14 protein-coding genes are annotated in these 19,424 nt (G+C 73.5%); 7 read left to right on the top strand and 7 right to left on the bottom strand.

Features of this window, described 5'->3' with window-relative positions; genetic code table 11:
- On the top strand, positions 1-651 hold a 651-nt coding region (locus AOJ26_RS22240), incomplete at its 5' end, for a lysylphosphatidylglycerol synthase domain-containing protein (protein ID WP_053850093.1).
- A 16-nt stretch (positions 652-667) separates the two neighbouring features.
- On the opposite strand, the gene AOJ26_RS22245 is transcribed toward AOJ26_RS22240, so the two are convergent.
- The 3 genes from AOJ26_RS22245 to AOJ26_RS22255 are packed head-to-tail and all read right to left on the bottom strand — an operon-like array spanning position 668 to position 4,742.
- A complete protein-coding gene (locus AOJ26_RS22245; RefSeq protein ID WP_053850094.1) occupies positions 668-1,891 on the bottom strand; it encodes an NAD(P)/FAD-dependent oxidoreductase in 1,224 nt (407 codons plus the stop codon).
- The gene (locus tag AOJ26_RS22250; RefSeq protein ID WP_053850095.1) at positions 1,888-3,306 is read right to left on the bottom strand and encodes an FAD-dependent oxidoreductase; all 1,419 of its coding nucleotides are present in this window, start codon (positions 3,304-3,306) and stop codon (positions 1,888-1,890) included. The genes AOJ26_RS22245 and AOJ26_RS22250 overlap by 4 nt, the downstream gene beginning before the upstream one ends.
- Positions 3,303-4,742, bottom strand: coding sequence for an FGGY family carbohydrate kinase (locus AOJ26_RS22255; RefSeq protein WP_053850096.1), 1,440 nt, complete (start codon positions 4,740-4,742; stop codon positions 3,303-3,305). Before AOJ26_RS22255 ends, AOJ26_RS22250 begins: the two co-directional genes overlap by 4 nt.
- A gap of 288 nt (positions 4,743-5,030) precedes the next feature.
- Between AOJ26_RS22255 and AOJ26_RS22260 the strand changes: the two genes are divergently transcribed.
- The 3 genes from AOJ26_RS22260 to AOJ26_RS22270 all read left to right on the top strand — a co-directional run bounded on the left by AOJ26_RS22260 (position 5,031) and on the right by AOJ26_RS22270 (position 8,829).
- The gene (locus tag AOJ26_RS22260) at positions 5,031-6,020 is read left to right on the top strand and encodes a hypothetical protein (protein ID WP_053850097.1); all 990 of its coding nucleotides are present in this window, start codon (positions 5,031-5,033) and stop codon (positions 6,018-6,020) included.
- Positions 6,021-6,059: 39 nt separating this feature from the next.
- Complete coding sequence (locus tag AOJ26_RS22265; protein WP_053850098.1) at positions 6,060-7,583, top strand: amino acid permease; 1,524 nt, start codon at positions 6,060-6,062, stop codon at positions 7,581-7,583.
- A 160-nt stretch (positions 7,584-7,743) separates the two neighbouring features.
- Positions 7,744-8,829 (top strand): mechanosensitive ion channel family protein, encoded by a 1,086-nt coding sequence (locus tag AOJ26_RS22270; protein WP_053850099.1) that lies wholly within the window; start codon positions 7,744-7,746, stop codon positions 8,827-8,829.
- Between the two features lie 3 nt (positions 8,830-8,832).
- Here AOJ26_RS22270 and AOJ26_RS22275 read toward each other — a convergent pair whose 3' ends face one another.
- Positions 8,833-10,368 carry a M1 family metallopeptidase gene (locus AOJ26_RS22275; protein WP_053850100.1) on the bottom strand — a complete coding sequence of 512 codons (1,536 nt, stop codon included), beginning with the start codon at positions 10,366-10,368 and terminating at the stop codon, positions 8,833-8,835.
- Positions 10,369-10,590: 222 nt separating this feature from the next.
- On the opposite strand from AOJ26_RS22275, the gene AOJ26_RS22280 reads away from it, so the two are divergent.
- Positions 10,591-12,810 (top strand): NADP-dependent isocitrate dehydrogenase, encoded by a 2,220-nt coding sequence (locus tag AOJ26_RS22280; RefSeq protein WP_053850101.1) that lies wholly within the window; start codon positions 10,591-10,593, stop codon positions 12,808-12,810.
- A gap of 531 nt (positions 12,811-13,341) precedes the next feature.
- Entirely contained in the window at positions 13,342-14,115 is a 774-nt protein-coding gene (locus AOJ26_RS22285; RefSeq protein WP_053850102.1) for an N-formylglutamate amidohydrolase, read from the top strand.
- Between the two features lie 15 nt (positions 14,116-14,130).
- Here the strand turns inward: AOJ26_RS22285 and AOJ26_RS22290 are convergent, their stop codons facing one another.
- Genes AOJ26_RS22290 through AOJ26_RS22300 form a run of 3 tightly spaced genes read right to left on the bottom strand, consistent with a single transcriptional unit; the run spans position 14,131 to position 16,705 of the window.
- On the bottom strand, positions 14,131-14,637 hold the full coding sequence (locus AOJ26_RS22290) for a hypothetical protein (RefSeq protein WP_053850103.1): 507 nt from the start codon (positions 14,635-14,637) through the stop codon (positions 14,131-14,133).
- Between the two features lie 5 nt (positions 14,638-14,642).
- Positions 14,643-15,218 carry an RNA polymerase sigma factor gene (locus tag AOJ26_RS22295; protein WP_053850104.1) on the bottom strand — a complete coding sequence of 192 codons (576 nt, stop codon included), beginning with the start codon at positions 15,216-15,218 and terminating at the stop codon, positions 14,643-14,645.
- 59 nt (positions 15,219-15,277) lie between these two features.
- Positions 15,278-16,705, bottom strand: coding sequence for a S8/S53 family peptidase (locus AOJ26_RS22300; protein ID WP_053850105.1), 1,428 nt, complete (start codon positions 16,703-16,705; stop codon positions 15,278-15,280).
- Positions 16,706-16,853: 148 nt separating this feature from the next.
- Between AOJ26_RS22300 and AOJ26_RS22305 the strand changes: the two genes are divergently transcribed.
- The gene (locus AOJ26_RS22305) at positions 16,854-19,421 is read left to right on the top strand and encodes a CHAT domain-containing protein (RefSeq protein WP_053850106.1); all 2,568 of its coding nucleotides are present in this window, start codon (positions 16,854-16,856) and stop codon (positions 19,419-19,421) included.
- Positions 19,422-19,424: the final 3 nt, after the last annotated feature.

The following is a 19,424-nucleotide window of genomic DNA, read 5'->3' on the forward strand; positions in this document are numbered from 1 at the left end:
GCGAGCGCGGTCAACCTGCGGTTCATGACCGTGTGCGGGGTGCCGCTCGCCCGCTCGTCGGCCGCGCTCGCCCTGTACCTGCTGGCGGAGGCGGTCGGCCGGCTCGCCCTGCTGAGCGCGCTCCTCGTCGCCTTCCCGGGCGCGCTGCGGCTCGGCACCCTGCTGCCCGGCACGGCGGCCGGTCCGCTGCTGCTGGGCCTGGGCGCGGTGCTGGTGGCGGCCGTGGGTGTGCTCGCCGGGGTCCGCCGGGTGCGGACGGCGGTGGGCTCCTTCCTGCGGACCGCGCTGGGCGAGGCCCGCTCGGTGCACGCCCGGCCGTCCCGGGCGCTCGCCCTGTGGGGCGGTGCGCTGGCCTTCCCGGCCCTCCAGGCGGCCGGTCTCGCCGCGGTGGGGCGGGCGATGGGGCTGTCGGTGCCGCCCGCGCACATGGCCCTCGCGTACCTCGCGGCGACCTGCGCGGTGGCGCTGGTGCCCACGCCGGGCGGGGTCGGATCGGTGGAGGCGGCCCTGGTGGTGGCGCTGGTGGCGGCGGGCGGCCCGGCGGCCGTGGCCACGGCGGTGGTGCTCGCCTACCGGATCATCACGGTCTGGGTGCCGCTGGTGCCGGGCGCGCTGACGCTGGGCGCGCTGGTGCGGCTGAAGGTGATCTGACCGGCGCTCGTGTCGTTCACCGGTCGCCGAGCGTCACCCGCACGGGACCGCCCCGGGGGTCGACCAGGTGGGTCCATCGCGCGGTGAGGGTGAGGGGCCGGTACGGAACCGCCCTGGCCAGTCGCCGGCGGTACAGCGTGCGGCCGTCCTGGGTGACCCGCAGCAGCGGGCCGGTCAGCGGGGCCGTCGTGCGCAGGACGTACGGCCCGCGGTCGGCCGGGGTGACCCGGTTCGGGACGATCCGGCGCAGCGGCGGCGCCACCGACAGCGGGACACCGTCCGGGGCTGCGGCTCCGGCGAGTGCCTCCAGGACGGTTCCGGCCACGTGCGCCCCTTCGCGGGCCGCGGTCGCCGCGCTCTCCCCGGGGTGCAGCACACTGCCGACCGCGAACACGCCGGGCCGTGAGGTGCGCAGCGACCCGTCGACGGCCGGGCCCCGGGTGCCGGTGTCCAGGATCAGGCCGCCGCGCCGGGCGAGTTCGTGCTCGGGCACGAAGTCGCCGGTGAACACGACGGTGTCGCAGGGCAGTACGGCCGTCCTGCCGTCACGGTGCCGCACCCGCACGCCCGACAGCCGGCCGTGGCCGAGGAGTTCGGTGACCGTGGTGCCGGTGAGCAGCGGAATGCGCTGCCGCAGGCGGGCGTCGGCGGCGCGGGCGGGCGTGGTCCGCGCCCGGGGCAGGCCGGTGAGCATGGCGACGACGTCCGCTCCGGCGGCCCGTACGGTGGCGGCCGCCGCGTAGGAGACGTCCTCCGCGCCGACCACGACCGCGCGCTCCCCGACGCGCTGCCCGTACCGGTGCACGGCCTGCTGGAGTTCGCCGGTGGTGAGGACACCGGCGGGGCGGGTGCCGGGCACCAGCCGTGCGGAGCGCGGGCGTTCACGGGCGCCGGTGGCCAGGACGACCGCCCGCGCCTCGATCGTCTCCGGTCCGCGCGGGCCGACGGTGTGCAGCGACAGCGGCCCCGTCCAGTCGAGGGCGGTGACCCCGGGACGTACGACGGCTCCGGCGCCCTCGGCCGCGGTGACGAGGAGCCGGGCGCAGGCGGGCCCGGTCAGGGGGTGCAGCCAGGTGCCGAAGCCGCCGTGGGCACAGTGCCGGGGCACTCCCCCGGCCTGCGGTTCGCGGTCCAGGACCTCGATGCGGGCCACCCGGGCCGCGGCCAGGCGGGCGGCGGCCGCGAGTCCGGCGGGACCGGCGCCGACGATCAGGACGTCGACCTGACGCGCACCGCTCACCTCCGTGCCTCCTCGAACAGCTCCCGCACCGCGGCCCCGCAGTGGAAGCCCTGGCACCGGCCCGCCCGGGCCCGGGTCCGGCGGCGCAGTCCGTCCAGGCCGGCCGGGGGGATCGTGCCGGTGAGCGCGTCGCGGATCTCGCCGCGGGTGACCCGCTCGCAGTGGCAGACGAGGGTGCCGTACTCGGGGTCGGCGGCGATGAGTTCGGGCCGCTGGTAGGGGCGCGGGAACGCCTCGCCGAGGTTGGGCATGCGGACCGGTTCGAGTTCCTCGGCGGGCCCCGGGTCCAGTCCGGCGTCGGCGAGCAGGTCCGTCACGTGCGCGGCGATGGCGAGCGAGGCGGTCAGTCCGGTCGAGCGGATGCCGCCGACGGTGACGTACGCCTGCCCGGGGTGGGCCGCGATGCGGTAGTCCTCGTGCTCGGTGGCCGCGCGCAGGCCCGCGTAGACGGCGGTGACCTCCTCGTCGAGCAGGCGGGGCAGGATGCGGCGGCCCTGGTCCCGGAGTGCCCGCAGGCCCTCGGCGGTGGAGTGGGTGGCCCGCTTGTCGTCCAGGTCCTCGGCGGTGGGGCCGAGGAGGACGTTGCCGTACACGGTGGGGGCGACCAGGACGCCCTTGCCGAGGGCGGTGGGGACGGGCAGCAGGATGTGCCGCACCAGGTCGCGGGCGAACTTGTCGAAGACGAGGAGCTGGCCGCGGCGCGGGGTGACCGTGAAGTCGTCGTGGCCGAGGGCACGGTCGAGGGTGTCGGCGTGCAGGCCGGCGGCGTTGACGAGCCAACGGGTGCGCAGGGTGCCCCGGTCCGTGTCGAGGACGTGGGTGTCGTCGTCCCGGCCGACCGTCCCGACCCGGGTGCCGAGGTGGAGGTCGACGCCGTTGCGGACGGCCTGGGTGGCGTACGCCAGGGTCGTCGTCCAGGGGCAGACGATGCTCTCGCCGGGCACGTGCAGGGCGCCGAGTGCGCCGGGGCCCAGGTGGGGTTCGCGCGCGTAGAGCTCGTCCGGGCCGATCGGACGGGTGTCCGGGCAGTCGTTGCGCTCGGCCTTGTCCAGCAGGCGGGGCAGGGCGGCGAGTTGCTCCTCGTCCCAGGCCACGAGGAGTGCGCCGACGGGTTCCACGGGGATGCCGGTGGCGGCCGCGTAGTCGGCGAGCAGCCGTGCGCCTTCCCTCACCAGGCGGGCCTCCAGGGAGCCCGGGGTGGCGTCGAAGCCGGTGTGCAGGATGGCGGTGTTGGCCTTCGAGCTGCCCTGGCCGATGTCGTCCTGGGCCTCGACGAGCGCGACGCGGAGACGGGGGTGGTGCGCGAGGGCCCTGGCTGTCGCGCTGCCGACCACACCGGCGCCGACGACCGTGACGTCGTACGGCGTTGCGGGCAGGGGACCGTGGCGGGTGACGGTTCCTTCCGCGCGTTTCACCGGGGCGTTCCTTCGAGCAGTGCCGTGACCGCGCTGCGGAAGCCGCCCAGTCGGTCGGCCGCCTCCTGCGGTGACACCTTCGGCTCGTAGACCGTGGCCGGCCTCCAGTCGGGCAGTGCGTCGGCCGGCTCCAGGCCGGGTTCCGCGCCGAGGCGTGCCAGGGCGCCCACGCCGAGGGCCGTCGCGTCCGGCAGTGCCGACACCTCGACCGGGCGCTGGAGCAGGTCGGCCTGGGTCTGCATGAGGAGGGTGGAGCGGGTGAGGCCCCCGTCGACGCGCAGGACGTCCAGCGGTGTGCCGAGGTCCCGCGCGGCGGCCTCGGCGAGCTCCACGACCTGGGCCGCCAGGCCCTCGCACAGGGCGCGCACCAGGTGCCCGGGACCCGTGTCGAGGCCGAGGCCGGTCAGGGAGCCCCGCAGGTCGCCCCGCCACCAGGGGGCCGCGAGTCCGGCCAGGGCGGGGACGAAGGTGACCCCGCCGCTGTCGGGCACCGCACCGCCCACCGCGTCGAGGTCGGCCGCGCCGCCGATGACACCCAGGTCGGTGAGCCAGCGGACCGCGGACGCGGCCGTGTACACCTGGCCGTCCAGGCAGTAGCTCGTACGCCCGTCGAGCCGCCAGGCCACGCAGCTCACCAGTCCCGAACCGCCGCGCCGGGGTTCGGACCCGGTGTTGGCGAACAGGAACGCCCCGGTCCCGTAGGTGCACTTGGCGCCGCCGGGTGCCGTGACGCGCTGGGCGAGCAGGGCGGCCTGCTGGTCCACGGCCAGGCCGGTGAGCGGGATCTCCGGGCCGAACGCCCTGGTCGCGCCGGCCTGTCGGGCGTTGTCGACGATCTCGGGGAGCCGTTCGCCGGCGAGGCCGTACAGGTCGAGGGCGCGCGCCGACCACTGCGCGCGGTCGAGGTCGAGGAGCTGGGTGCGCCCGGCGGTGGCGGCGTCCGTGACGAAGGCGCCGGTGAGCCGGTGGACGAGCCAGACGTCGCTGGTGGTGACGACGCCCTCCCGGGTGAGGTGACGCCGTATCCACGCCATCTTGGGCGCGGCGAAGTACGGGTCCAGCGGGAGTCCGGTCAGCTCCCGCAACTCGTCGCCGTGTGCGGAGAGTTCGGCACACACGGACTCCGCCCGGCGGTCCTGCCACACGAGCGCGTCGGTGAGCGGCCGGCCCGTCGTCGGGTCCCAGGCGAGCACGGTCTCCCCCTGGTTGGCGAGGCCCAGCGCGGCCACGGGTTCACCCGCCTGCGCCAGGGCCCGCGAACCCGCCTCGATCACCGAGTCGTACAGCTGCGCGGGGTCGACCTCGACCAGGCCGCCGGAGAGGTGACGGGGCCGCACCTCGGCGAACCCGGTGCCGAGGACACCGCGTTCGGGGCAGATCACCAGGGCCTTGGTGCCGGAGGTGCCCTGGTCGACGGCGAGCACCGGACCGGTCATCGCACCCCTCCCGAAGTGATCACGATCCGACAGCCTGCCGCTGCCGTCCGTACCGCGTCAAGGCGCTCCCACCAGCGGTTGCCCGCCCGCGTTGACTGGTCGATCACCAGTCAACTCGCCCTGTTTCACAAGAAGTTCTCAATGATCGGGAAGGTGGTGTGCTGTCGTTTGTCCGCCCCTATAGTGACCGCCGACCGACGCGCGATCTCCTCAACCGCCGCCCCGAGGAGGGCTGTTGTTACTCCACCCTGCCGTCCTGCCCGGTCCCGCGTCCGGGGCGGGCCGGTGATGGCCAGAGAAGGAGCACGCCCCGTATACGATCCCGCCGGCCACGACCCGGAACTGCGCGCCGCCCTCCAGGAGGTCCGCACCGGGCGCTGGATGTCGATGCGCACCCTGCTGGAGCGGACCACCGCCTGGTGGCAGTGGACCCAGCGCACCCAGGTGCTGGCCGCGGCGGCGGCGGGCACCGACGTGGTGCGGGCCTGGCTCAGCGAGGAGCCCGGCAGCGTGCCGGCCGCGGTGATGCGGGCCCGGGTCGCCGTGGAGCGCGCGCTGCGGGCCCGGCGCGAGCGGCACCGCCGTACGCACGAACTGTGGATCGAGGCCTGGGACGTCAGCCGGACCGCGGCCCGGATCGCGGCCCACGACCCGGTGCCCTGGGTGTGCCTGCTGGCCCTGGCGCAGCTCGACGACCGGCTGCTGTGGGAGGAGCACCGGGCCGAGCCGCCCGGGCCGATGCTGCCGCCGGGGCCCTGGGGGCTGCTGGCCGAGGCCGACAAGCGGGACCCGTACAACCGTGAGGCCCACCACCGCATGCTGCAGTTCCTGTACGCGCGGGCCTCCTCGGGGCGGCTGGCGGAGGCGGTCGGCTACGCGCACTGGGCGGCCGAGTCCGCCCCGCCGGGATCCGCGCTCCATGTGCTGCCGCTGTACGTACGGGTCGAGCGCTACCGGCGCAGCGCCGGGCACAGCGCCGCGCTCGACCTGCACTGGGTGGCCGAGGACGCGGTCCGGGAGGCGGGCCGGGCGCACGGGGCCTGGTTCGCGCGGGCCCCCGCCGAGGAGCGCACCCCGCTCGACCTCAACCATCTCGCTCACGCCCTGTGGGGCGCCCTGCGGTTCGAGGCGGCGACCGAGGTGTTCGACGCGCTCGGTCCCTACTACACGCCGCTGCCCTGGTCCTACCGCGCCGACGCGAGCGGCGAGCGGGGGCAGGGCGTGCAGGTCTTCCTCCAGGCGCGGGCCCGCAGCCGGTCCGCGGTGCAGGGCCCCTGACTCCCGTCCGTCCCCCGCCCCTTCACCGGAGGTCTCCGTATGTCGTCAGAACCGTCGATGTCCCCCGAGGTCCCGCAGCCCGACGAGGAGCAGCGGCTGCGCGAACTGGGCTACCGGCCCGTGCTCGCCCGGCGCATGGGCGGCTTCGGCAACTTCGCGATCAGCTTCTCGGTGATCTCGATCCTGTCCGGCTGCATGACCCTGTACGGCTTCGGCATGGGCGCCGGCGGCCCCGCGGTGATGCTGTGGGGCTGGGCCGGCGTCGGCCTGTTCGTGCTGTGCGTGGGACTCGCGCTGGCGGAGGTCACCAGCGCCTATCCGACGTCCGGCGCCCTGTACTACATGGCGGACCGGCTCGGCGGGCGCCGCTGGGGCTGGTACACGGGCTGGCTGAACCTGCTCGGTCTGCTCGGCGCGATCGCGGGCATCGACTACGGGGCCGCCCTGTTCGCGGGCGCGTTCGCCAACCTCCAGTGGGGCTTCGAGCCGACCCCGGGGAAGACCATGCTGATCTTCCTGGCGATCCTGTCGCTGCACGCGGTGCTGAACCTGTTCGGCGTGCGGCTGGTCTCCGTGCTCAACTCGATCAGCGTGTGGTGGCACCTGGCCGGTGTGGCGGTCATCGTCGGTGCCCTGTGGATCGTCCCGGACAGCCACCGGTCGCCGTCCTTCGTGTTCACGGAGTTCGTCAACGACACCGGCTGGCACAACCCCGTCTACGTGGCCGCGATCGGCCTGCTGCTCGCGCAGTACACCTTCTCCGGCTACGACGCCTCCGCCCACCTGTCCGAGGAGACCTCCAACGCCTCGGTGTCGGCGGCCAAGGGCATCGTGCGGGCGATCTGGGTGTCCTGGGTCGCCGGGTTCGTGCTGCTCGCGGGGCTCACCTTCGCGATCCAGGACTACGACGCCACCCGGGCCAGCGCGACCGGGGTGCCGCCCGCCCAGATCCTGCTCGACGGGCTCGGCACCGACGGCGCGAGCGCGCTGCTCGTCGTGGTGATCGTGGCCCAGCTCTTCTGCGGGAACGCCGAGGTCGCCGCGGCCAGCCGGATGGTGTTCGCGTTCAGCCGGGACAAGGCTCTGCCGGGCTCCGCGCTGTGGCGGAAGGTCAGCGCCCGCACCCAGACGCCGGTGGCCGCCGTGTGGCTGTCGGTCGTGGTCGCCGGGGTGCTCGCCCTGCCCTCGCTGTACTCGGCGACCGCCTACGGCGCGGTGACCGCGATCAACGTCATCGGCATCACGCCCGCGTACGCCATCCCCGTCCTGCTGCGGCTGCGCGCGGGGGACCGTTTTCAGCCGGGTCCGTGGAGCCTGGGCAGGTGGAGCAAGCCCATCGGATGGACGGCCGTGGTGTGGGTGGCGTGTGTGACGGTGCTGTTCTGCCTGCCGCAGTCCTCGCCGGTGACGGTGGACACGATGAACTACGCCTCCGTGGCGCTGGCCGTCGTCCTGCTCCTGGCCACGGTGTGGTGGTTCGTGGCCCGGCGCTCCTACGGAACGCCCACGACCGCCGCCTACTCCGACCGGGAACAGGCCGAACTCGCCGAGGGCATCGTCTGAAACCGGGCGATCCGGCGCCCCGCCCGGTACGAACTGCCGTGTCGGATACGGCAGGATGAGCGGTCGCGTCGGCCACGGAACCTCCACACGGCCGACGCGATCGCACATCCCGCAATATCGAACAGGTGGCAACGTGACGGCATTTCAACGGGATCTCACCATGGACGACATGATCGGCGCCGGTGTCGCCGTGGTCGCGGGCCTGGTGGCGGCCTTTCTGCTGCGCATGCTGCTCAAGTGGCTGGGCAAGCACGCGGACCGCACCAAGTGGGGCGGTGACGACGTCCTCGTGGCCGCGCTGCGGACCGTGGTGCCCTCGGCGGCGGTCGCGGGCGGTCTCGCCGTCGCCGCGGCCGCCCTGCCGCTGACCAAGGGCGTCCAGCGCACGGTCAACCAGGTGCTGACGGTACTGCTGATCTTCGTGGTGACGGTGGCGGCGGCCCGGCTGGTCGCGGGGCTCGTGCGGACGGTCACCACGTCCCGTTCCGGAGTCGCCGGATCGGCCACGATCTTCGTCAACATCACCCGGGTCCTGGTCCTGGCGATCGGCTTCCTGGTCGTGCTCCAGACCCTCGGCATCTCCATAGCGCCTCTGCTCACCGCCCTGGGCGTCGGCGGACTCGCGGTCGCGCTCGCCCTCCAGGACACGCTCGCCAACCTCTTCGCGGGCATCCACATCCTCGCCTCCAAGACGGTCCAGCCCGGCGACTACATCCGGCTGGCCAGCGGCGAGGAGGGCTACGTCGAGGACATCAACTGGCGCCAGACCACGGTCCGCGCGCTCTCCAACAACCTGATCGTCGTCCCCAACGGCGAGCTCGCCAAGACGAACATGACCAACTTCATGCGACCCGAGCAGCAGTTGACGATCCTGGTGCAGGTCGGGGTGGCCTACGACAGCGATCTCGACCACGTCGAGCGGGTCACCTGCGAGGTCGTCACCGAGGTCATGACCGAGGTCGAGGGCGCGGTCCCGGAGCACGAGCCGCTGGTCCGCTTCCACACCTTCGGCGACTCCCGGATCGGCTTCACGGTCATCCTGGGCGTCGGCGAGTTCAGCGACCAGTTCCGCATCAAGCACGAGTTCATCAAGCAGCTGCACAAGCGCTACCGCGAGGAGGGCATCCGGATCCCGGCGCCGACGCGGACCGTGGCCCTCCAGCAGGGATCGGTGTCGATCCCGCACCAGCGCGGCGCGGAGACGGTGGTCGAGCCGGGCGAGGTGCCCTCCGCCCGGCTCGACTGAGCCCTACAGCGTCGCCGAGTTGTCGTGCCAGTGGCCGTCGGTCCGGTTCTGCGGCCGGCGCAGCGCGGAACTGGCGGGCGTCACCGTCCAGTCCGGGTGACCGGGCATCCTCGGGGTTTTCGTCCCGTAGAGCCAGTCGCCCAGGAAGCCCGACTGGTCGGCGCCGGAGACCTCCGAGGCGACGGCGATGTAGTCGTCGGTCGACGCGGAGGCGTTGCGGAAGCGCTCGAGGAACGTCGACTCGATCGCCGCGAAGACCGTCTCGCCGACCTGTCGGCGCAGCGCGTACAGGACGAGGACGCCGCCCAGGTAGCGCTGGCTGTCGAAGAGGTCGGCCGCGTTCGGGGCGGCGACGGGGCCCGAGGTCCTGCGCCACTGGTCGCCGCGGGCGTACGTGTCCTTCATGCGCGCCTCCATGGTGGTCAGGCCCAGGGAGTCGGCCCAGCCGCGCTCGTAGCGGTACAGCAGCCCGTAGAAGTCGGCGTGGCCCTCGTTGAGCCACAGATCGGACCAGGTGGCCGGGCTCACGCTGTTGCCGAAGTACGAGTGGACCAGCTCGTGCATCATGTGCGAGCCGATGCTCCTCTCCGCCTGGAGCAGGAAGTTCGGCTTGTACAGGGTGAGGGTCTGGGTCTCCAGGCCCGTGAAGTCGAAGGCGTTCGAGGCGTCGTTGTTGCAGGGCAGCAGCCCGTACGTCTCGAAGGGGAACGCCCCGAGCCGCTGCTCGATCCAGCTCACCAGGTTCGGGGTGAGGGCGAGGGCGGGCTCCAGGGCGGCGGCCCGGGCGGCCGGCACGACGTCCCTGAGCGGGAGTCCGTGCGGGCCCTGCCGCTCCTTGATCACGTAGTCGCCGACCGTGATCTGCACGACCTCCGTGGCGATCGGCTCCCGGGACTGGTAGCGGTACGCGGTCCGGCCGTCCCCGAGGTCCTCGGTGCTCACCAGCCGGCCGCTCGCCACGCCCTTGAGACCGGCCGGGACGGTGATGCGGCAGCTGATGTCCGCCTTGTCCGAGGGGTGGTCGTTGCAGGGGAAGACCGTGTGCGCCGCGTCGGGCTGGGGGCAGACCGCGAAACCGTCCGGGGTGGGCACCCAGGCGGTGGGGGTGACGGCGGACCGCGGGTCCGCCGTGTACGTCACGGTCACGGTCGCCGTGGTCCGCGCGGCCAGCGGGGCGGCCGGGGTGATCCGCAGCTTCGCACCGGCCTGCTCGCGGACGGCCGGCACGCCGTCGAGCAGCACCTCGTGCACGTCGAGGCCCAGCGCGTCCAGGGAGAGGCGGCTCAGCTCCTGGGTGGTGGTGATCGTCAGGGTCGCCGTCGCGTCTACGAGCCGGGTCGTGGCGTCGTACGCGAGGTCGAGGTCGTACGCGCAGACGCGGTAGCCGTCGTTGCCGAGGCCCGGGAAGACGGGGTCCCCGAGCGTCTCCGGGCCCGGGGTGCCGGTTTCCGGGTCGGCGTGCGCCGGGGCGGCCTCGGTCAGGGCCGCCACGGTGCCGAGCAGCGCTGCCGGGGCCGTCACTCTGGTGCGATATCTCATGGTCTGCTTTCCCTCGGGCGGCCGGCTGGTCGGGTCCGGCCGTCGGACGACTGCGATCAAGGTGCATGACCACAAGATCAGACGCTTCGGTTGCCCCGGGGGATCTGCGCGGCCGAGGGTCGCCGCCGAGGAGCGCTGTTGTCGAGGACCGCTGTCGAGACCGGGCCGGTCACGAGATATCTTGATGTCGAGCAATGTTGCAGACGTGGAGCGGAGCACCCGGTGACTGACTCGACCATCATCTATACGCACACTGACGAGGCCCCGGCCCTGGCGACGTATTCCTTCCTGCCGGTGGTCCAGGCGTACGCCTCGCAGGCGGGTGTCTCTGTGGAGACGCGGGACATCTCGCTGGCCGGCCGCATCATCGCGGTGTTCCCGGAGTACCTGACCGAGGACCAGCGGATCCCGGACGCCCTGCACGAGCTGGGCGAACTGGCGAAGACGCCCGAGGCCAACATCATCAAGCTGCCGAACATCTCGGCGTCGATCCCGCAGCTCAAGGCCGCCGTCGCCGAGCTTCAGGCGCAGGGCTACGCGCTGCCGGACTACCCGGACGACCCGAAGACCGACGAGGAGCGGGACATCCAGGCCCGCTACGACAAGGTCAAGGGCTCCGCCGTGAACCCGGTCCTGCGTGAGGGCAACTCCGACCGCCGCGCCCCCGCCTCGGTCAAGAACTACGCCAAGACCCACCCGCACCGCATGGGCGCCTGGTCGGCCGACTCCAAGACCAACGTGGCCACCATGGGCGTGGACGACTTCCGCTCCACCGAGAAGTCCGTCGTGATCTCCGAGGCCGGCTCGCTGAGGATCGAGCTGGTGGGCGACGACGGCTCCACCACCGTGCTGCGCGAGTCGGTACCGGTCCTGGAGGGCGAGGTCGTCGACGCCTCGGTGCTGCACGTGGCCCCGCTGCGGGAGTTCCTCACCGCGCAGATCGCCCGCGCCAAGGCCGAGGACGTGCTGTTCTCCGTGCACCTCAAGGCCACGATGATGAAGGTCTCGGACCCGATCATCTTCGGTCACGTGGTGCGCGCGTTCTTCCCGAAGACCTTCGCGCAGTACGGCCAGACGCTCGCCGCGGCCGGCCTGACCCCGAACGACGGTCTGGGCGGCATCTACAAGGGCCTGGAGTCCCTGCCCGAGGGCGCCGAGATCAAGGCGTCCTTCGACGCCGAGCTCGCCGAGGGCCCGGCGCTCGCCATGGTCGACTCCGACAAGGGCATCACCAACCTGCACGTGCCGTCCGACGTGATCGTCGACGCCTCGATGCCGGCCATGATCCGCACCTCCGGTCACATGTGGGGCCCGGACGGCCAGGAGGCCGACACCCTCGCGGTGCTCCCGGACTCCTCGTACGCCGGTGTCTACCAGGCCGTGATCGAGGACTGCCGGGCCAACGGCGCCTACGACCCCTCGACCATGGGCTCGGTGCCGAACGTCGGCCTGATGGCGCAGAAGGCCGAGGAGTACGGCTCCCACGACAAGACCTTCGAGATCCCGGCCACCGGCACCGTCCGCCTGGTCGACCAGAACGGCACCGCGCTCATCGAGCAGACGGTCTCGGCGGGCGACATCTTCCGCGCCTGCCAGACCAAGGACGCGCCGATCCGGGACTGGGTGAAGCTGGCCGTCACGCGCGCCCGCGCCACCGGCGACCCGGCCGTGTTCTGGCTGGACGAGACCCGTGCGCACGACGCGCAGCTCATCGCCAAGGTCAAGGCGTACCTGCCGGAGCACGACACGGAGGGCCTGGACATCCGCATCCTCGCCCCCGTCGAGGCCACCAAGCTGTCGGTGGAGCGCATCCGTCGCGGCGAGAACACGATCTCGGTGACGGGCAACGTGCTCCGTGACTACCTGACCGACCTCTTCCCCATCCTGGAGCTGGGCACCAGCGCCAAGATGCTGTCGGTCGTCCCGCTGATGGCGGGCGGCGGCCTGTTCGAGACGGGCGCCGGCGGTTCCGCGCCGAAGCACGTCCAGCAGCTCGTCAAGGAGAACTACCTGCGCTGGGACTCCCTCGGTGAGTTCTTCGCGCTGGTCCCCTCCCTGGAGCAGTACGCGACGGCCACGAACAACTCCAAGGCCAAGGTCCTCGCCGACACGCTCGACCGCGCCACGGCGACCTTCCTCAACGAGGACAAGTCCCCGACCCGTCGCGTCGGCGGCATCGACAACCGCGGCAGCCACTTCTACCTGTCCCTGTACTGGGCGCAGGAGCTGGCCGCGCAGACCGACGACGCGGACCTGGCGAAGGCCTTCGCCCCGCTCGCCGAGACCCTCGCCGCGAACGAGCAGAAGATCGTCGAGGAGCTCAACGCCGTGCAGGGCCGGTCGGCCGACATCGGCGGCTACTACCAGCCCGACCCGGCCAAGGCCGCGAAGGTCATGCGCCCGTCGACGACCTGGAACGAGGCGCTGGCGTCCCTGAGCTGACACCCGCCGCTTGCATACCTCCGCCCCGGCCGGCCGCTGCCCGCCGGGGCGGAGGTGTGTCCGGAGGACGTGTACGGCAGGGCACGTACCGGCGGGCGCTGTGCCCGGCACCGGGGCCGGCTGCGGCCGTGCCCCGGCGAGGGCGTGGGTGGTTGGAGCAGGCCGAGGGCGCGCCACCCCGCCCGGGGCGGCTTGCGCCGAGCCGGGGCGCGGCATGTCCGGGGGGCGCACAGGACAGGGCACGTTACGAGGGCCGTTTCGGGCACGGGAGTCGGCCGGGCTCGCGCGCCTGGAGGGTGCCGGTCCCGGGGACCGGCCCGGGGGCGATACCCCCCGCGGGCCGGCTTCACCCGGCCGGGCCTGGGGCGTGTCCGGAGGGCGGGTGTCCGACAGGGCACATGTCGGAGGACCCCGTCGCCGACACGGGAGGCGGGCGGGGCCCGGCGTGAGCCGGGCCCCTCGTCCCCCCGTCGCCGGTGTCCATGCTGAGATGGTGCACCGCGTCACCGATCACGTCCCGGGAGCAGCCGTATGTCCTCGTTCGAACTGTTGGCCGGTGCCGCGGGGTCGTCGGTGATCCTGCATGTGCCGCACTCGGCGCGGGAGACGCCCGCCGAGGTGCGGGCCGGGATCGTGCTGGACGACGCGGCGCTGGAGCGGGAGCTCGACCACATCGTCGACGCGCACACGGCGGAACTCGCCGAACGCGCGGCCCGGCTGTCCCGGGTGGTGCCGTGGCGGTTCGTGAACCGGCTGTCGCGGCTGGTCGTGGATCCCGAGCGGTTCCCGGACGGGCGGGAGGAGATGCTCGCCGTGGGGATGGGGGCCGTGTACACCAGGACCACGCACCGGGAGGAGCTGCGGCCCGGTGACACCGATCCCGGGCCGCTCCTCGCGCGCTACTTCCATCCGTACGCCCGGGCCATGACCGACGCCGTGGCGGAGCGGCTGGAGGCGACGGGACGGGCCGTCGTCATCGACGTGCACTCCTACCCCAGCGCGCCGCTGCCCTACGAACTCCACGGCGAGGGGCCACGGCCCCCGGTCTGCCTCGGCACCGACCCCTTCCACACGCCTCCCGGGCTGCTCGCCGCGGCCCGGGAGGCGTTCGGGGAGGTCGGGCTGAACAGTCCGTTCAGCGGGGCGTACGTGCCGCTGGAGTTCTACGGCCGCGATCCCAGGGTCAGTGCCCTGATGGTGGAGATCCGGCGGGACACGTACATGACGGAACCGGGCGGCCCCGCCGGACCGGGGCTCGACCGGCTCGCCCAGGCGCTGGCCGCTCTCGTGGACTCTCTGGGCTGAGACGGCCGCGGGCGTTCAGACGGTCAGCCAGTCGGTGACGACCACTCCCCCACCGGTCCGCAGCCGGAGCGCGAAGGGACCGGCCGGGGACTCCTCACTGGTGAAGCGGCCCATGTCGTCGGTGGTGAGCGGCGAGCCCGCCTGCGGACCGCTGAGCACCTCGATCCGGGCCGACTGGGGCGGCAGCACCTGCCCCATCAGGCCGTGCGGGGTGAGTTCGACGTCGACCGTCACCTCGCCCGCGTGGAAGGTCAGCATCCGCGGGGTCCCCGTCGCCCCCCGCACCGGCAGGGCGTCCACCACCGAGTCGAAGCCGAGTTCGGCGATCCGGCTGTCCAGGTCGTGCAGCGCGAACGCCTCGACGGCGACCTGCCGCAGCGCGGCCGGGACGGGGTCCAGGATGGCCGTCGCCTGCCGCAGTTCCTCCTCCAGCAGTTCGAGGGCGAACTCCTCGTCGGGCAGCGCCTCTTCACCGAGGTCCTCGCCGAGGCCGAGGACGTCGTCGCCGAGGTCGTCGTTCATGTCGCTCATACCGCCCCCCGGGCTTCGAGCCGCGCCCGCAGCCGCCTCAGGCAGCGCTGGCGCAGTGGTCCGATGCTGCCCACCGCGATCCCCAGGGCGGCGGACACCTCCTGGTAGCCGGGCTTCGGCGAGGCCATCAGGATGCGCAGCAACTGCCGGCATCGCTCGCCGAGTTCCTCGAACTCCTGCCACAGGCGCCGCACCCGCTCGCTCTGGGCGGCGGCCTCCTCGGAGTCGATGAACGACTGCTCGGGCGTACGGTCCTCGCTGATCCGGTCCAGGAGCTGCGGATCGTCGGTGACGGTCAGCCGCCGCAGGCTCTTAAGCACCTTCAGGCACTCGTGGCGCGCGGTGCTCGCCAGCCACGACTTGGCCTTGTCGGGTTCACGGATCCGCCCCAGGTGCTGGGCGAAGCGGAACCACACGGTCTGGTACACCTCGTGCGCGTCGGCGTCGGAGAGCCGGTGCGCGCGCACCACGGCCCACACCAGCGGGCTCAGCCCTTCCACGAGCGCCTTCCAGGCCGCCGCGTCCCCGTCGACGGCGGACTGGACCAGCGCACCGACATCTGCTCGGTCCACGGTCCCACCCCTCGTGTACGGCAAGTAATCGTACGCCGTGGAAGGGACCGCTCCGGCCGTCATGCGCCGACCGGACGCTGCACGACCGGCACCGGGCGCCAGCCGGCCGGCTTCAGCGCCGGTACGTGCGCCCCGCGCACTTCGGCGAACTGCGTGTTGGTGGCGAGCAGTTGCTGCCGGGCGGCACGCGGGTCGGTCTCCTTGTGCGCGGTCATGTGGGCGGCGACCAGACCTGCCACGACCGGGGTCGCGAAGGAGGTTCCGCTCCAGTGCGCGTACCCCTCGAACATCACCTGGTCCGGCTTGGCGGTGCTGCCGTCCTCGCTCAACATGCCGACGTGGGCGGGCGACTGGCAGGTGCACACGTAGGTGAAGCCGTACCGGCAGGCGTCATAGGTGGAGTGCTGGTACAGGTACGGCACCGGCGCGTCGAACCCGGTGAGGGCGCTGGTGAGGCGCTCGCCGGGGGCGTAGACCTTGACCCAGGAGCCGTGGTTGCTGAAGCAGGCGCCGAACTCGCCGTCGGCGCGCAGCGCGCCGACCGACAGGACGGCCCCCTGGTAGTCGGGCAGGTCGGCGTAGGCGGCGGGCCAGAACGGGCTGGCGCTGGCGTTGTTGCCGGCCGCGGCGACCAACAGGGTGCCGCGGGCGCGCAGTTCCTGCATGAAGGCGTCCATGCCGAGCAGTCCGTCGGTGCGGCCGTTGGAGGTGCCCGCGGAGAGGCTGATGATGTCGGGCCAGCCGTCGGCGACCGCCTCGAAGAGCTTCTCGCCGAGCTCGGACTCCAGGATGGCGCCCGCGTCGTTGAGGGTGCTGCGGACAGTGATGTCGGTGTTGGGCGCGACGGCCGCGAGGACACCGGCGATGAACGTGCCGTGGCCGACGTACTGGAGGAGGTTGCCGTCCCCGTCGGTCTCGGTGCCGTGCAGGTCGCCCCCGACGTGGGCGAGCAGCGGGACGAGCGCGTGGTCGTGGGTGAGGCCGTTGTCGACGACGAGGACGTCCACGGCGGTGTCCGGGTCGTGACCGGTCTCCGCGGGGGCCGGGTTGGTGCCCTGGCTGAGGGCGGCCGGCACGGGTTCGTCGCCGGGGCAGGAGTTGACCGCGATCGACACCACGTGGTTGCGGCTGACCAGACGGTGCCCGGCGCGTCCCTCGCGTTCGCTCATGGCACGCAGGGCGTGGGTGACCGCGCGGTCACCGCGCCGGTCGCCGTGGCCCGGGTCGCCGACCTTGATCCGGGTGATGCCCGAGCGGTTGGTCTCGGGGCTGTCCCGGCGCACGTAGTCGCCGGTCAGACCGGTCGCCTCGGTGAAGTGGGTGCGGACGGTCTCCTCGACGAGCGCCGCGTCCCGGCCGTCGCGGGCGAGGACCACGCCCTTCTCGTAGATGAACTCCGAGGCGTCGTCAGGTCCGAGGGCCAGCGGGACGTCGGGCATGGAGCGCTGGATCTGGTCGAACTGCTCGTGGAATCGCTGAGGTGCCATGGCGTGTCCTCCCACTGAGGCGTCGGTCGTCAGTCAGAGCCGCGGGTCCGGTGATTGATACAGCGCCAAACCGGTGTGGCCCGCCACCTGGGCCACTACCATCCATGGAGTGACAGCGGGAAGCGACTCGGTTCTCGAACTGCTGCCGATGGTGTTCGCCGCGCCCAGGCAGGCGCTGGCGAGGGCAGAGGAAGTGCTCGGCTCGGACCCCTCACCGCTGCACGCCTCCGTCGCCCACCAGGTCATCGGCATCTGGCAGCGGGACTGGGGCGACATGCGGATCGCCCTGGACCATCTGCGCCGGGCCCGCGATCTCGCGGCCCGCTCGGAGTCGTCCGACCGGGAGGCAGACGTACTGGCCGCGCTCGGGGTGGCGCTGGTGCACGCCGGGCGCACCCGGCAGGGTCTGGAGTCGCTGGAGCGGGGCGTCGCGGTCAGCAGCGGGCACACCAGGGCGCAGGTCCTGTTCCGGCGGGCGTACGCCTCCTGGGTCCTCGGGCATCACCGGGCGGCGCTGGAGGACGTACGGCGGGCCGTGCCGGTGCTGCGGCAGGCGGACGACGTGATCTGGACGGCGCGGGCGCTGACCCTGCGGGCCACCGTGCACCTGGCGCTCGGGGCGGTGGAGCGGGCGGACGCCGACTTCACGGCGGCCGAGGCGCTGTGGGACACCACGGGTCAGGAGCACGACAAGGCGGACGCGGTGGAGAGCCGGGGTCTTGCCGCCTACCGGTCCGGGGACATCCCGGCCGCGCTGCGGCTGCTCGACGAGGCGCAGGAGCGGTACGCCAAGCTCGGCACGCCGACGTTCATGCTCACCGTCCGGCGCTGCGAGGTGCTGATGGCCGCGGGGCTGGCCCCGGAGGCACTCGCGGAGGCCGACGCGGCGATCAGGGTGCTCGACGGGATAGGCGGGCAGTCCACCCTCAAGGCCGAACTGCTGCTCGCCGCCGCGCGGGCGGCCCGGCACGCGGGGGACGCGCACACCGCGATCGCCCGCGCCGACATGGCGGTCCGGCTGTTCGCGGGGCAGCGGCGCACCTGGTGGGAGACGCACGCACGGCTGGTGCTGATCGAGGCGCGGGTCGCCGCCGGGCGCGGCTCGGGACGGCTGGTCGCGGACGCGGCCGCGGTCGCCGACCGGCTGGCCTCCTTCGGCGCGCCGGCCGCCCCCGAGGCCGCCCTCCTCGCGGGCCGGATCGCCCTCGGCCTCGGCTGGCGGGAGGACGCCCGGCGGCATCTGGAGGTGGCCGCCCGCAGCCGGCACAGCGGACCGCCGCTGGCCCGGATGACGGGCTGGGCGGCGCGGGCGCTGTGGGCGCGGGCGATGGGGTCCGACCGGGGGGTGCTGGAGGCCTGCCGCCGTGGTCTGGACGTCCTCGACGATCACCGCACGACCCTGGGCGCCTCGGAACTGCGGGCCCGGGCCACCGCGCAGGGCGCCGAGCTCGCCGGGCTCGCGGCGCGTGCCTCGCTCGCGTCGGGCGGGCCGCGGCGGTTGCTGGTGTGGAGCGAGCGCTGGCGGGCGACGGTGCTGTCCGCGCCGCCGACCCGCCCGCCGGCCGACCCGGCCCTGCTCAGCGACCTCACCGCCTTCCGGGAGATAGCGGCCCGCGCGGAGGCAGCCCGGATGGAGGGCCGCCCCGTGCCGACGCTGGAGCGTGAACAGCGCCGCCTGGAACGGGAGATCCGCTCCCGCACCCTCCACATCCGCGGCGACGCGCCCGGCGACGGCTACCGGTTCGACCCCGGCAGACTGCTGGAACGGCTGGGGGACGACGTACGGCTGGTGGAACTCGCCGTGCTGGACGGGCGGGTTCAGGTGCTGCTGTGCGCGCAGGGGCGGGTGCGGCGGTTCGAGGCCGGGCTGCTGGCAGACGCGGAGCGCGAGGCGGAGCACGTCCAGGCGGGGCTCAGACGGCTGGCCCATCCGGGGGCGGAGGCACGGGTCCCGGTGGTGGAGGCGGCCGGGCGGCGGCTGGAGGAGCTGCTGCTCGGGCCGGCGGCGGCGCGGCTCGGCTCAGGTCCGGTCGTGGTGGTGCCGCCGGGGCGGCTGCACCAGGTGCCGTGGGCGCTGCTGCCCTCGCTGCGGGACCGGGTGTTCAGCGTGTCGCCGTCGGCGAGCAGTTGGCTGCGGGCCCGTGACACCGTGCCGCCGCCGGGCGGCCGTCAGGTGCTGGTGCGCGGTCCGGGGCTGGCCACCGGGGGCGCCGAGGTGCCCGAACTGGCCGGCCGGCACGGCTCCGCTACGGTCCTGGAGCACGAGGACGCGCGTGTGCCACGGGTGTTGGAGGAACTGGACGGGGCGGCGCTGGCGCACATCGCCGCGCACGGCACGTTCCGTGCGGACAGCCCGCTGTTCTCGTCGCTGCGGATGGCCGACGGGCCGCTCATCGTCCATGACTTCGAGCGGCTGGACCGCAGCCCGTACCGGATCATCCTGTCCTGCTGCGACACCGCCCGGTTCGCCTCGGTCGGCGCGGACGAACTGCTCGGCCTGGTCACCGCGTTGCTGCCGCTGGGCACGGCGGGGGTGGTGGCGTGCAGCGCGCCGGTGAACGACGAGGCGGTGGTGCCGCTGATGCTCACCCTGCACAAGGGGCTGAGCGCGGGGGCGTCCCTGGCGGAGGCGCTGCGTGACGCGCGGGCCGCGCTGCCGGGGGACGCGGTGCACCGGGCGACGGGGTGGGCGTTCTCGGCGTTCGGGGCAGCGTGACGG

Source organism: Streptomyces sp. NRRL B-24085 (genome assembly GCF_001282115.1).
GTDB lineage: Bacteria > Actinomycetota > Actinomycetes > Streptomycetales > Streptomycetaceae > Streptomyces.

Bases quoted from the DNA above. Each gene is read 5' to 3' on its own strand.
- AOJ26_RS22300 (WP_053850105.1), bottom strand. From the start codon at position 16,705: ATGGCACCTCAGCGATTCCACGAGCAGTTCGACCAGATCCAGCGCTCC.
- AOJ26_RS22270 (WP_053850099.1), top strand. From the start codon at position 7,744: ATGGACGACATGATCGGCGCCGGTGTCGCCGTGGTCGCGGGCCTGGTG.
- AOJ26_RS22255 (WP_053850096.1), bottom strand. From the start codon at position 4,742: ATGACCGGTCCGGTGCTCGCCGTCGACCAGGGCACCTCCGGCACCAAG.
- AOJ26_RS22260 (WP_053850097.1), top strand. From the start codon at position 5,031: ATGGCCAGAGAAGGAGCACGCCCCGTATACGATCCCGCCGGCCACGAC.
- AOJ26_RS22265 (WP_053850098.1), top strand. From the start codon at position 6,060: ATGTCGTCAGAACCGTCGATGTCCCCCGAGGTCCCGCAGCCCGACGAG.
- AOJ26_RS22275 (WP_053850100.1), bottom strand. From the start codon at position 10,368: ATGAGATATCGCACCAGAGTGACGGCCCCGGCAGCGCTGCTCGGCACC.
- AOJ26_RS22290 (WP_053850103.1), bottom strand. From the start codon at position 14,637: ATGAACGACGACCTCGGCGACGACGTCCTCGGCCTCGGCGAGGACCTC.
- AOJ26_RS22305 (WP_053850106.1), top strand. From the start codon at position 16,854: ATGGTGTTCGCCGCGCCCAGGCAGGCGCTGGCGAGGGCAGAGGAAGTG.
- AOJ26_RS22285 (WP_053850102.1), top strand. From the start codon at position 13,342: ATGTCCTCGTTCGAACTGTTGGCCGGTGCCGCGGGGTCGTCGGTGATC.